The organism is Cryobacterium breve (assembly GCF_027594785.1).
GTDB lineage: Bacteria > Actinomycetota > Actinomycetes > Actinomycetales > Microbacteriaceae > Cryobacterium > Cryobacterium breve_A.
Genome location: NZ_CP075584.1, coordinates 466,516 through 478,823, shown reverse-complemented (window position 1 = coordinate 478,823; position 12,308 = coordinate 466,516). Strand labels below are relative to the sequence as shown.

Sequence of the window (12,308 nt, the reverse complement as noted above, 5' to 3'; positions counted from 1 at the left end):
GGTCGCGCTCACCCGGCGCGGCAGGAGGCCTGGCGCAGCGGGTCAGCTGACGTGCACCGCCGGTCGGCGTTTGACGTCGCGCTCGGCGACGCGGAGCACCTCGCGGGTCACCGGGGCGACCTCGCCGTTTCCGAAGAACAGGAACCTGGCCATGTTGGAGATCGGGCTGCCCTCTGTCCACTCGAAGTAGATCGTGGGGACGACTCCGGTCAGATCGCGGATCTCGAGGAGCACGGAAGCCAGGGTGTTGGGGATGTTCCCGCTGTAGACCTCGAGGACCCGGTAGCCGTGCTTGACCACGCCGCGAACGAGGAGGTCTTCCTCGAACTCGGAGGAGTCCGTGCCGTGCACCTCGAGGAAGATCGTCTGGGAGTCTCGGGGAATGTGCGAGTAGCGACGTTCGTCGCGGTCCTTGTGCCGGTACTCGTGCTCGCTGCCGTCATCGGGTTCGTTCGCGATGACCCGGACGGCACCGTCAGTGGCATCCGCCTTGACGAACGCGAGGGCCGTCTCGTCGAGGACCACGGATGTCGCCCGAAGCTGGAAGGAACGGCGCACCCGGGAGATCAGGGAGATCAGCAGGATCCCGGCGATGAACAGCGCCGCGATGCGCAGGCCGTCCGGGCGTTCGATGATGTTGAGCACGGTCGTGTACGCGAAGACGAGGGAAATGGCGCCGAAACCGATCGTGCGCTTGCGCTGGCCCTGCCGGCGGGCAGACAGGGTCACCGCGGCGGACGCCGAGGTGATCAGCACGAGCACGCCCGTCGCGTATGCGCCGCCCTGGGCATCGACGCTGGCCTGGAAGACGACCGTGATGATGAATGCGATCGCGGTGAACACGAGCACGAGCGGCCGCACGGCGCGGGCCCACTGCGGCGCCATGCCGTAACGCGGCAGGTAGCGGGGCACGAGGTTGAGCAGTCCGGCCATGGCGGACGCCCCGGCGAACCAGAGGATGCAGATCGTGCTGATGTCGTACACGGTTCCGAACACTGGGCCGAGGAACTCGTGCGCGAGGTACGCGAGCGCGCGACCGTTGGCCTGCCCGCCGGGCTGGAATTCGGCTTGCGGGATCAGGAACGTCGTCATGAAGCTCGTCAGGATCAGGAAGCCGCTCATGATCACGGCGGCCGTCGTCAGCAGTCGGCCGGCGCCTCGGATGCGCCCGGCGGGGCGCTCGGGGGTGTCGCTGGGGTCCCCGGTGATCTGGGGCATCACGGCGACGCCGGTTTCGAAGCCGGAGAGTCCGAGGGCGAGCTTCGGGAAGACGATCAGGGCGATCCCGACCATGATCAACGGGTCACCGTGCTGGGCGTTGAGGGCGCTCCACCAGTCGGTGATCATCACCGGCTGGCTCGCAATCTGCGCCAGGGAGACGAACACCACCACAAGGTTGAGCGCGAGGTAGATGCCTACGAGCACGACGGCGATGCCGATCGCCTCCTTGAACCCCTTGAGGAAGACGATCGCGAGGAGCGAGATCAGGGCGAGGGTGATGCCGATCTCGTTGCCGTGGAACCACTCAGGGGCGAACGGGTTCTCGATGGCGTGGGCCGTGGCATCCGCCGCCGAGAGCGTGATCGTGATCATGAAGTCGGTTGCCGCGAAGCCGAGCAGGGCCAGGACGAAGAGCTTGCCCGCCCACCAGGGCAGGAGATGTTCGAGCATGTGGATCGAACCGGAGCCGTTGAAGCTCTCCCGGGCGACCCTCCGATAGACGGGGAGCGCACCGAGCAGCGTGAGCAGGACGAGAACGATCGTCGCGAACGGGGACAGCAGGCCGGCCGCGAGCGCGGCGATGGCCGGCTGGTAGCCGAGCGTGGAGAAATAGTCGACGCCGGTGAGGCACATGACCCGCCACCAGCTGTGCGTCTTCTCCGCGGTCCGGGCGTGCGGGCCCTGGTGCGGACGCTCACTGTCCTGCAGGAGCCAGTGCGACAAACGGTCCCGCCGGGTGGGAACGGTGCGGGGAGCCGCGGTGGAGCCGGCCTCCGTCGAGGAGTGAGGCATACGAGGGGCCCTTACTGGTGTGGAGGTCGCGCAGTGCAGAGATTATCCTACGCGCCTGCACGGCCCGCGGACACGGTCGGAAGCCCCGAAGCACCGGCGGAGGCCGGGGTGGCGACCTGGAGTGCACTCCCGGCCAGCGGCGATTATCCTTGAACACGATGATTACGAGACGAATGGCCGCCTTGCGCCTGGATATTCCGCTCGAGATGGCGCAACGACACGACCTCCCTGCGCGCCTCACCGAGGCGGAACTGGCCCAGATCGAAAGCAACCCGCCTGACTGGCTCGTGCAGTCGCGGGCCAACCGAACGGGCAAGAAACCCGTCTGGGTTGAACTCCGCTGCGACGTCTGCGGTTTCTCGGAGGCGGCCCGCCCGAAGAAGTGGTGGCCTGCCTTCACCTACCTGACCTGTGACGACCATGGCGCGGACGAACTGCCGGAGCCCGCGGCCGGGCTCAGCCGGACAGAGGTCGACGGTGTCGGCACCCGCTTCATCGGGATCGTCGACGAGACTCCCTGATACTTCCTGACCGGGCCTGCCTCAGGCCCGGGTGCGCCGGGGCATCGACACCGCGGCGACCACCGTCAGCGCAGCGGTGATCGCGACCGCGACGAAGACCGCAGCGGATGCCGCCTGGACGCTTGCGGCATCCCGCACGCCCGATGCCGAGGCGCCGATGATCGCGTTCGCCACTGCCCCGAAGATCGCGACTCCGACGGCGCTGCCGATGGACCGGGAAAACAGGTTCGCACCCGTCACGACGCCGCGTTCGTTCCATTCGACGCTCGACTGCGCGGCGATGAGCGTGGGAGTCGCGACGAGGCCGAGGCCGAGTCCCACCACGAAACAGCTGAGCGCGGTGACGCCGAGAAGCGGCGTGCGGGCCGTCCCCGCGAGGATCAGGGCACCGGTCAGCACGATCGAGACACCGATCAGCGCCGTGTTCCGGAATCCGATCCTGAGGTACAGCCGGCCTGAGAGTGCCGCCGAGATGGGCCAGCCGATGGTGAGGGCGGCGAGGGCGAGGCCGGCGACGAGCGGCGGCGTGCCGAGTACACCCTCGAGGTAGGTCGGCACGAAGGAGGTCAGCCCGATCAGGATCGCACCGACGCCGACCGAGATCAGCGCTGTGCTGAGGAGCAGGCGCCGGCTGAACGCCCAAAGCGGGAGCACCGGCTCTGCGGCCCGACGCTCCGCAAAGCCGAACAGCACGAGGAGCACCGCCCCGGTCGAGAAGGCCGCGATGCTCGGCACGGAGTCCCAGGCCCAGGCCTGGCCGCCCTCGAGCACCGCGAGGATCAGGAGGGTGAGCGCCGCGGTCAGGAGGACGGCGCCGAGGTAGTCGACCCGGTGGCGGCGGACCGTGATGGTCTCGTGGAAGGTGCGCTGCAGCATCCACGCCGCGATGAGGCACAACGGGATGTTCACGAAGAAGATCCAGCGCCAGGACAGGAACTGCGAGAAGATCCCGCCGAGGCTCGGGCCGACCACCGAGGAGATCGCCCACACGCTCGCGAGGTAGCCCTGCACTTTCGCACGTTCGACGACGGTGTAGATGTCACCGGCGATCGTGATCGCCATGGGCTGCACGGCGCCGGCTCCCAGGCCCTGGATCGCCCGGAAGGCGATCAGGGCGGGCATGCTCCAGGCCAGGCCGCAGAGCACGGAGCCGAGCAGGAACAGCCCGATGCCGATCATCACGATCGGTTTGCGGCCGAGCGTGTCGGACAGTTTTGCGTACACGGGCACGGAGACGGCCTGGGCGAGCAGGTAGATCGAGAACAGCCACGGGAACTGGGCGAAGCCGCCGAGGTCGCCGACGATCGTCGGCACCGCGGTCGCGAGAATTGTCGCGTCGATCGCCACGAGTCCCGTCGTGAGCATCAGGGCGATCAGGATCGGGCCGCGCGCGGACCGGAAACCTACTTCAGTGGTGCTCATTCGGCCTCCGTCGTCAATTCGGTACGAGGGATGTAATCCTTACGGGCGGTCCGGCATTCCCATTCCGGAATAAGAACTCGGGCAGGGGCACATTCGACCTGAGGCAAAGAGAAGGCCCCCGGACGAATCCGGGGGCCTTCCTGCACTGTCTCAACCAGCGCTCGTCCGGTCGCTTTGGTTATGTGCGAACGGAAGTCTAGGTCGAGTGTAGCAACGCCTCGCCGTCGAGGCGGTACGTCGTCCACCCGTCGAGGGGCCGGGCGCCGAGCGACTCGTAGAAGCCGATGGCGGGCGCATTCCAGTCGAGGACGTCCCATTCCAGGCGCGCATACCCGCGCTGGACGCAGAGTGCCGCGAGGCCGGTCAACAGCGCGGTACCGAGACCGCTGCCGCGATAGGCCGGGCGCACGTAGAGGTCCTCGAGATGGATGCCGTGCACGCCCTCCCAGGTCGAAAAGGTGAGGAACCACACGGCCATCCCGGCAAGGGTCCCGGCCTCGTCGCCGTCGATGACGAATGCATGGACCGCGGGGTCGTCGCCGAAGAGGGCGGTGAGGAACCCCTCCTCTGTCGCGGCAACGGCGTCGGGTTCGCGTTCGTATTCGGCGAGCTCGATGACCAGCCTGAGGATCTCGGGAACATCGGCGGGCACGGCGGGACGGATCGGTTTCATCCGATCAGCGTACGGGACCTCCCGCTGACCGGCGCTACTCCTCCGACGGCTTCCGGCGCTGTTGTTTCGTCGCCGAACGCTGTTCCTTGTTCGCGAGTCGACGACGGGTCGAGCCCCTGGTCGGCTTGGTGGCCCGGCGGGGAGCAGCATCCGGAGCGAGGGCCGTGGCCACGAGTTCGGCGAGTTTGGTCAGGGCGATCTCGCGGTTCCTGAGCTGGGATCGTTGCTCCGATGCGGCCATGGTGACCACTCCGCCGACAAGTCGTCTGTCGAGTCGCACCATGAGCCGTGCCCGCTGGTCCTCGGACAGTGTCGGGGACAGGGCGACGTTCCAGGACACTTCGACCCGGCTGTCCGAGGTGTTCACGTGCTGCCCGCCCGGTCCCGGCGACCGCGAGAACCGCCAGCCCAGTTCCGCTGCGGGAATCGTGAGCGCGGGCGACACCTCCAGATCCATGGTCCCAGCGTGTCACACCCGGGCGAAGTGCATGCGCAGTGCGTGCGGTGTGGCACCCCGGTGACTTCCTTTGCTAGAGTAGCCGCGGGCGCCAATGAGAGCGCTCTCACAAGGTTTGGGTCTGGTTCGTCGTTGGAGTCCACTATTTTGGAACCCATCGCCATCCGGTTCTCCGCATATCGCAAAGGTGCACACATGAGGTTCGGTCATTTCGACGACGAGGCCAGGGAATACGTGATCGAGACCCCGCTCACGCCATACCCGTGGATCAACTACCTGGGCAGCGAAGATTTCTTTTCCCTGATTTCTCATACGGCCGGCGGGTACACGTTCTACAAGGACGCGAAGATGCGTCGCCTCACCCGGTATCGCTACAACGACATTCCCACCGACTCCGGCGGACGATATTTCTTCATCAACGACGGCGGCGACGTCTGGACGCCCAGCTGGCTGCCGATGAAAAAGGACCTCGACTTCTTCGAGACCCGGCACGGCATGGGCTACACCCGCATCACCGGCGAGCGCGGCGGCCTGCGCGTCTCCACGCTCTACTTCGTGCCCCTCGGCGAGACGGCCGAGGTGCAGAAGGTGACGATCACCAACACCTCGGACCACGTCAAGACGTTCTCCCTCTTCTCCTACCTCGAGTTCTGCCTCTGGAACGCCCAGGACGACCAGACCAACTACCAGCGCAACCTCTCCCTCGCCGAGGTCGAGGTCGAGGGCAGCACGATCTACCACAAGACGGAATACCGGGAACGGCGTGACCACTACGCCGTCTACTCGGTGAACGCCGAGATCGCCGGCTTCGACACCGACAGGGAGACCTTTGTCGGGCTCTACGAGACCCTGGCCGAGGCGAAGGTCCCGAACGCCGGCACGGCACAGAACTCGATGGCGTCCGGATGGTACCCGATCGGTTCGCACCAGGTCGACTCCACCCTGCAGCCCGGCGAGACCCGCGAGCTCGTGTTCGTGGTCGGCTACGTCGAGAACACCGAGGAGAACGGCCAGGGCAAGTGGGCCGACGACGCCAAGCAGGTCGTCAACAAGACCCGGGCACACGAACTGCTCGCCCGCCTCGACACCACCGAGAAGGCGGATGCCGCGTTCGCGGCCCTGGGGGAATACTGGACCACCCTGCTCTCCGCGTACACCGTGACCTCGCCGGACGACAAGCTCAACCGGATGGTCAACATCTGGAACCAGTACCAGTGCATGGTCACGTTCAACATGTCCCGCTCGGCCTCCTACTTCGAGACCGGAATCGGGCGCGGGATGGGCTTCCGAGACTCGACCCAGGACCTGCTCGGCTTTGTGCACCTGATCCCGGACCGCGCACGCGAACGCATCCTCGACATCGCCGCCACCCAGCTTCCGGACGGGTCGGCATACCACCAGTACCAGCCGCTCACGAAACGCGGAAACAACGAGCTCGGGAGCGGCTTCAACGACGACCCGGCCTGGCTGATCATCGGGGTGGATGCCTACCTCAAGGAAACCGGGGACTTCAGCATCCTCGACGAGGTCGTGCCGTTCGACAATAACGACGCGCTCGCGCAGACGCTGTACACCCACCTCACGCGCTCCTTCGAGTTCACCCTCAACAACCTCGGCCCGCACGGCCTGCCCCTGATCGGGCGCGCCGACTGGAATGACTGCCTCAACCTGAACTGCTTCTCGACGACGCCGGGCGAGTCCTTCCAGACCACGGAGAACCAGGCAGGCGGCGTTGCGGAATCGACCTTCATCGCAGCGCAGTTCGTCCTCGCGGCCGGACAGTACGCGACCATCGCTGAACGCGGCGGCGACACCCAGCAGGCCGACCGCGCCCGCAAGGCCGCTGCGACCATGAGCCGGGTTCTGCTCACGGACGGCTGGGACGGCGAATGGTTCCTGCGCGCCTACGACTTCTACGGCAACAAGGTCGGCACCCACGAAGACACCGAGGGCCGGATCTGGATCGAGCCCCAGGGCTTCGCGGTCCTCGCCGGCGTCGGCGTCGAGCACAACGCGGACGGAACCCCGTCCGCCACGAGCCCCGCGTTCCGCGCCCTCGACTCCGTGGACCGCCTGCTCGGCTCCGAGCACGGACTCGTGCTGCAGTACCCGGCGTACAAGAGCTACCGCATCGAGCTCGGCGAGGTCTCGACGTACCCGCCGGGCTACAAGGAGAACGGCGGAATCTTCTGCCACAACAACCCGTGGGTCATCATCGGCGAGACGGTCCTCGGCCGCGGCGCCAAGGCCTTCGACCACTACCGCAAGATCACGCCCGCGTACCGGGAGGACATCTCCGAGGTGCACCGCCTCGAGCCGTACGTGTACGCGCAGATGATCGCGGGCAAGGAGGCCTCCCGCCACGGCGAGGCCAAGAACTCCTGGCTCACCGGAACGGCGGCGTGGAACTTCGTGACGGTCTCTCAGTACCTCCTGGGCGTGCGCACCGACTACGACGGCCTGGTCGTCGACCCGCAGCTCGGGCCGGACGTCGCGGAATTCACCGTCACCCGGCGCGCCCGCGGTGCGACCTACGTCATCACGGTGGCGAACTCGGGCCGTGAGGGGTCCCGCGCGAGCCTCGAGGTCGACGGAGTGGCGATCGACGGCCGCACGGTGCCGTACGCCCCGGCCGGCAGCGTCGTGCAGGTGCGCGCCACCCTGTAGCGACAAAGGCCCGGTCTCCCACCCGGTTTTCGCTCAGCGGTCAAGCGAAACCCGGGTGGTGCGGCCAGCCGGTTGGCGGCGCCGTTCTAATCGTGTTGGGCCGACGTGGGCGTCGAGCCAGTCGGTCAACGGCCGGGAAGCGCGCAGGACGTCGGCAATGTTTCCTTTGGCCGTCGCGGTGTGAATCCTTCTCTGCCTCGGATTGATTCTTGCTCCCGTCGTGGTTGGATGAGTTTGCACTTGGGCGCCTGGCTTGAGGCGTTCTCACGTCGCATCGAGGCGGCCGCACGGGACGCCGCACGCGATTCCGCAGCCCAAGCCCGTGCCCTTCGGGCGCTCGGGATCGGAGTGACGGTCGATGTCACGGTCGCTGAGGCTACCGTCGAAACCGATCTGAGAGGCCTGTCCACGTCCACCCGCTTCTTGCAGGCCGTCCACCACGGTCACATACCGAGTGGCGGTTACTTCCTTCGGATCTTGGGCTGCTTGGCGGGCAGCTCACTGACTTGGGTGAACGCTGTCTCCATCCATTCCGAGACACGGTCGGGATCCGACTTCCACACCTCCGGCAGGGCGATGTACCCGCCCATGGGGCGTTCCTCCGGTCCGAACGGGCCTGTGCCCTCGATAGCCCGGAGCTCCCGCTGCGACGCCGCATCCAACAGACGGATGCCGATGGCCGGGCCATACAGGCCGGCGAACATGTTCCCGTTCACGAACGCCCCCAGATTGCCGAACATCGGTTTGACCACCACGGACGGCCCGTCCGGAACGACCGAGCGGAAGAGCTCCTTGACCTCGTCGGTCGGCTTAGGAATCTGCATGCCCCAGTCTCACCCGGTCGTCAACCCTGCGCTGCGATTCTCCGGGATTCGCTTGACAACGCGGCCCGAAACGCGAGTCCGAAGGTGTCGTCAGCGGGCTCGCCGACGAAGGACTAGCTTGGCGGCGTGACCACTCCTGCGATCGACGCACGCACCGCTCACGCCGCCGGCGTCGAGCGACTCCTCGCGAGCTACCGGGCGGTCCCGCCGGCGGCATCCGTTCGGCTGGCCAAGCCCACCTCGAACCTGTTCCGGTCACGCACGAAGCCGGACGCACCGGGCCTGGACACGTCGGGATTGACCGGCGTCATCGCGGTCGACCCGGAGGCGCAGACGGCCGACGTGGCCGGCATGTGCACGTACGCCGACCTCGTCGCCGCGACGCTGCCGCACGGGTTGGCGCCCCTCGTGGTGCCGCAGCTGAAGACGATCACCCTCGGCGGTGCGGTCACGGGCCTGGGCATCGAGTCGACGTCGTTCCGCAATGGACTCCCGCACGAGTCGGTGCTGGAGCTGGACATCCTCGCGGGAACGGGCGAGGTCGTCACCGCTTCGCCCACCGAGCACGATGACCTCTACCGTGCCTTCCCCAACTCCTACGGCACCCTCGGTTACGCGGTGCGCCTGCGCATCGAGCTGGAGCCGGTGGAACCCTTCGTCGAGATCCGGCACGTTCGGTTCCACTCGCTTCCCGACCTCGTCGCGGCGATGGGCCGAATCGTCGCGACCGGGGAATTCGACGGTCACCGCGTCGATTACCTCGATGGCGTGGTGTTCAGCGCCACAGAGAGCTACCTCTGCCTGGGCACGCAGACCGCGGCGCCCGGCCCCGTGAGCGACTACACCGGCCAGAAGATCTACTACCGCTCCATCCAGCACGATGACGGCACCACGGTCGACCGGCTGACGATCCACGACTACCTGTGGCGGTGGGACACGGACTGGTTCTGGTGCTCGGAGGCATTCGGTGCCCAGCGTCCGCTCGTGCGCAGGCTGTGGCCCAAAACGCTTCGGCGCAGCAGCTTCTACGGGAAGCTGATGCGCTACGAACAGCGATTCCACATCGGCGATCGCCTCGAGCGACTCCGGAATCGTCCGCCCCGGGAACGGGTCGTGCAGGACGTCGAGATACCGATCGAGCGATGTGCGGAGTTCCTCGGCTGGTTCCTGGACACGGTGCCGATCGAACCGATCTGGCTCTGCCCGCTGAGGCTGCGTGACGACGGCGACTGGCCGCTCTACCCGCTGCGGCCCCGGCAGACCTATGTCAACGTCGGATTCTGGTCGACGGTACCGGTGGGGTCCATCGAAGGGGCGACGAACCGTCTGATCGAGGCTGCGGTCAGCGAGCTCGACGGCCACAAGTCGCTCTACTCCGACTCGTACTACTCTCCGGAGAGATTCGATGAACTCTATGGCGGAGACGCCTATCGGAGCGTCAAGAACCGCTACGACCCCGACTCACGTCTCCTCGATCTCTACGCAAAGGCGGTGCAACGACGATGACCACGTTCCAGCAGCGATCCTCGGAAGCCACGGAAGGGGCTCGCACGTCGGAGGCGGAGGGGAAGCTCGCCCTCGCCGGGATCCTCGAAATCCTGGCCGGCGGACGGCTCCCGCTCCGTTTCACCGCCTACGACGGGAGTTCGGCCGGCCCGCCGGATGCACCGCTCGGGCTGGAGCCTGAGAACGCCGCGGGGGACGACCTACCTGGCGACCGGCCGCGGCGACCTGGGCCTGGCCCGCGCCTACATCGCCGGTGACCTCGAGATCCACGGGGTGCACCCCGGCGACCCGTACGAACTTCTCAGAGCGCTCACCGGCGACCTGGTCTTCACGCTGCCGTCGCCCCGGGTGATGGCCACCATCATCCGCTCGATCGGAGTCGGGCACCTGCGCCCGATCAAACCGCCGGAACTGGAGGCACCGCCGCGCTGGCGCCGGATCGCCGGGGGACTCCGGCACAGCAAGGGCAGGGACGCAGAGGCGATCCACCACCACTACGACGTCTCGAACACCTTCTACGAGTGGGTGCTCGGGTCGTCGATGACCTACACGTGCGCGTGCTACCCGGGTCCGGATGCGTCCCTCGACGAGGCCCAGGAGAACAAGTACCGGCTGGTGTTCGAGAAGCTGCGGCTGAAGCCGGGCGACCGGCTGCTCGACGTCGGCTGCGGCTGGGGCGGCATGGTGCGCTACGCCGCCCGCCGCGGCGTGAGGGCCACAGGAGTGACCCTGTCGGAACAGCAGGCCGGCTGGGCGCAGCGTGCGATCGCCGAGGAGGGCCTGGCCGACCTCGCCGAGGTCCGGTTCGGCGACTACCGCGACATCGCCGACACCGGCTTCGACGCCGTGTCGTCGATCGGGCTGCTCGAGCACATCGGCGTGCGCAACTATCCCGCGTACTTCGAATTCCTGCAGTCCCGCCTGCGCCAGGGCGGGCTCCTGCTCAACCACTGCATCACCCGCCCGGACAACCACTCTGAGGCGTCCACCCGCGGGTTCATCGACCGGTACGTCTTCCCCGACGGCGAGCTCACCGGCTCTGGCCGCATCATCAGCGCCGCACAGGACACCGGCCTGGAGGTGCTGCACGAGGAGAACCTGCGCCAGCACTACGCACCGACCCTGCGGGACTGGTGCGCCAACCTCGTCGAGCACTGGGATGAGGCAGTCGCCGAGGTCGGGCTGCAGACCGCGAAGGTGTGGGGCCTGTACATGGCCGGCTCACGGCTCGCCTTCGAGACCGGGGGAATCCAGCTGCACCAGGTCCTTGCTGTGAAGCCGTCAGGCGCTGAGGGCCTCACTGACCTGCCCCTACGACCGTGGTGGACGCCCTGATTCGTTGGGGAAGCTCGTTGGGGAAGAATGATGGTCCGGAGAACCGATGTCGTCCTAAGCTGAGGCGTGATCAGTAACTCAGCGGCCGGCGTTGCCAGCACAGCAAAGAACAGCCGCGCTTTGCAGATGCTTGCCCGTCTGGGCTTCGCCGTCAACGGCTTGTTGCACATCCTCATCGCCGCGATAGCCATCGCTATCGCGGTTGGCGCCGGAAGCGGTAGTGCAGACCAGTCCGGTGCTCTCGGGCAGCTCGCGACGAGCCCGGGCGGAGTATTCGTTCTGTGGGTTGTGGTCGCGGGAATGGCTGCTCTCGGGCTCTGGCTGCTTCTGGGAGCGTTCCTGATGCGCGGCGCAGACCCCAAACGTAAGTGGTCCCGGCGCGTCACTGAAGTCGGCAAGGCGGTTGTCTACTTACTCCTTGCGGGTACCGCGTACACCTTCGCGCAGGGGGAGCGACGAGTTCCGCCGGCAGTACCCGTGATGCCAGCGCATCGCTTCTTGCGGCGCCAGGAGGCGTGATCGTCCTCCTGGCCGGGGGTCTCCTCGTGCTGGCCATCGGGGTCTACTTCGTGCGCAAGGGTGCGTTGCAGAAGTTCACGGCAGATATCTCGGTGCCGAGCGGGTCTGCTGGAAAGGTTGTCCTCGGCTTGGGAATCGTCGGCTACGTCGCCAAGGGAATTGTGTTGGGTGTCGTGGCGGTCCTCATCGTGGTTGCGGCCATAACCCTGGACCCGAGCCAATCGACCGGTCTGGATGGGGCGCTGAGGTCCCTCGTCGCTCTCCCGTTCGGCGGGCTTATCCTGTCTGCTCTGGGGGCGGGTCTGATTGCGTATGGGCTGTACTGCTTCGTCAGGGCCTGGCGCGCCCGGCTCTGACATCTGAGGTTCACG

At 66.9% G+C, this 12,308-nt stretch carries 10 protein-coding genes and 1 pseudogene; 6 read left to right on the top strand and 5 right to left on the bottom strand.

Annotated features, from left to right (window positions below):
- Window positions 1-42: 42 nt before the first annotated feature.
- Complete coding sequence (locus tag KIV56_RS02285; protein ID WP_432432593.1) at window positions 43-2,013, bottom strand: amino acid transporter; 1,971 nt, start codon at window positions 2,011-2,013, stop codon at window positions 43-45.
- 158 nt (window positions 2,014-2,171) lie between these two features.
- On the opposite strand from KIV56_RS02285, the gene KIV56_RS02280 reads away from it, so the two are divergent.
- Window positions 2,172-2,534 carry a hypothetical protein gene (locus KIV56_RS02280; protein WP_281535008.1) on the top strand — a complete coding sequence of 121 codons (363 nt, stop codon included), beginning with the start codon at window positions 2,172-2,174 and terminating at the stop codon, window positions 2,532-2,534.
- Between the two features lie 21 nt (window positions 2,535-2,555).
- Here KIV56_RS02280 and KIV56_RS02275 read toward each other — a convergent pair whose 3' ends face one another.
- The 3 genes from KIV56_RS02275 to arfB form a co-directional block, all read right to left on the bottom strand.
- Entirely contained in the window at window positions 2,556-3,956 is a 1,401-nt protein-coding gene (locus tag KIV56_RS02275; RefSeq protein ID WP_281535007.1) for an MFS transporter, read from the bottom strand.
- A gap of 196 nt (window positions 3,957-4,152) precedes the next feature.
- Window positions 4,153-4,629 carry a GNAT family N-acetyltransferase gene (locus KIV56_RS02270; protein WP_281535006.1) on the bottom strand — a complete coding sequence of 159 codons (477 nt, stop codon included), beginning with the start codon at window positions 4,627-4,629 and terminating at the stop codon, window positions 4,153-4,155.
- A gap of 34 nt (window positions 4,630-4,663) precedes the next feature.
- Window positions 4,664-5,086, bottom strand: coding sequence for an alternative ribosome rescue aminoacyl-tRNA hydrolase ArfB (gene arfB / locus KIV56_RS02265; RefSeq protein ID WP_281535005.1), 423 nt, complete (start codon window positions 5,084-5,086; stop codon window positions 4,664-4,666).
- A gap of 195 nt (window positions 5,087-5,281) precedes the next feature.
- On the opposite strand from arfB, the gene KIV56_RS02260 reads away from it, so the two are divergent.
- Window positions 5,282-7,753: a GH36-type glycosyl hydrolase domain-containing protein gene (locus KIV56_RS02260; RefSeq protein ID WP_281535004.1), complete on the top strand. Its 2,472-nt coding sequence runs from the start codon at window positions 5,282-5,284 to the stop codon at window positions 7,751-7,753.
- Window positions 7,754-8,214: 461 nt separating this feature from the next.
- On the opposite strand, the gene KIV56_RS02255 is transcribed toward KIV56_RS02260, so the two are convergent.
- Window positions 8,215-8,577: a TfoX/Sxy family protein gene (locus KIV56_RS02255; protein ID WP_281535003.1), complete on the bottom strand. Its 363-nt coding sequence runs from the start codon at window positions 8,575-8,577 to the stop codon at window positions 8,215-8,217.
- A 126-nt stretch (window positions 8,578-8,703) separates the two neighbouring features.
- Here KIV56_RS02255 and KIV56_RS02250 point away from each other — a divergent pair, with 126 nt between their 5' ends.
- The 4 genes and pseudogenes from KIV56_RS02250 to KIV56_RS02235 form a co-directional block, all read left to right on the top strand.
- On the top strand, window positions 8,704-10,083 hold the full coding sequence (locus tag KIV56_RS02250; RefSeq protein WP_281535002.1) for an FAD-binding oxidoreductase: 1,380 nt from the start codon (window positions 8,704-8,706) through the stop codon (window positions 10,081-10,083).
- A gap of 156 nt (window positions 10,084-10,239) precedes the next feature.
- Entirely contained in the window at window positions 10,240-11,418 is a 1,179-nt protein-coding gene (locus KIV56_RS02245; RefSeq protein WP_281535001.1) for a class I SAM-dependent methyltransferase, read from the top strand.
- Window positions 11,419-11,544: 126 nt separating this feature from the next.
- A complete protein-coding gene (locus KIV56_RS02240) occupies window positions 11,545-11,937 on the top strand; it encodes a DUF1206 domain-containing protein (RefSeq protein ID WP_281535000.1) in 393 nt (130 codons plus the stop codon).
- Window positions 11,922-12,293 (top strand): annotated as a pseudogene (locus tag KIV56_RS02235) (DUF1206 domain-containing protein); the annotation flags it as partial. The gene KIV56_RS02240 and the pseudogene KIV56_RS02235, both read left to right, overlap by 16 nt.
- Window positions 12,294-12,308 lie beyond the last annotated feature (15 nt).

Bases quoted from the DNA above. Each gene is read 5' to 3' on its own strand.
- KIV56_RS02275 (WP_281535007.1), bottom strand. From the start codon at position 3,956: ATGAGCACCACTGAAGTAGGTTTCCGGTCCGCGCGCGGCCCGATCCTG.
- KIV56_RS02255 (WP_281535003.1), bottom strand. From the start codon at position 8,577: ATGCAGATTCCTAAGCCGACCGACGAGGTCAAGGAGCTCTTCCGCTCG.
- KIV56_RS02240 (WP_281535000.1), top strand. From the start codon at position 11,545: ATGCTTGCCCGTCTGGGCTTCGCCGTCAACGGCTTGTTGCACATCCTC.
- KIV56_RS02285 (WP_432432593.1), bottom strand. From the start codon at position 2,013: ATGCCTCACTCCTCGACGGAGGCCGGCTCCACCGCGGCTCCCCGCACC.
- KIV56_RS02245 (WP_281535001.1), top strand. From the start codon at position 10,240: ATGCACCGCTCGGGCTGGAGCCTGAGAACGCCGCGGGGGACGACCTAC.
- KIV56_RS02260 (WP_281535004.1), top strand. From the start codon at position 5,282: ATGAGGTTCGGTCATTTCGACGACGAGGCCAGGGAATACGTGATCGAG.
- KIV56_RS02280 (WP_281535008.1), top strand. From the start codon at position 2,172: ATGATTACGAGACGAATGGCCGCCTTGCGCCTGGATATTCCGCTCGAG.
- KIV56_RS02270 (WP_281535006.1), bottom strand. From the start codon at position 4,629: ATGAAACCGATCCGTCCCGCCGTGCCCGCCGATGTTCCCGAGATCCTC.
- arfB (WP_281535005.1), bottom strand. From the start codon at position 5,086: ATGGATCTGGAGGTGTCGCCCGCGCTCACGATTCCCGCAGCGGAACTG.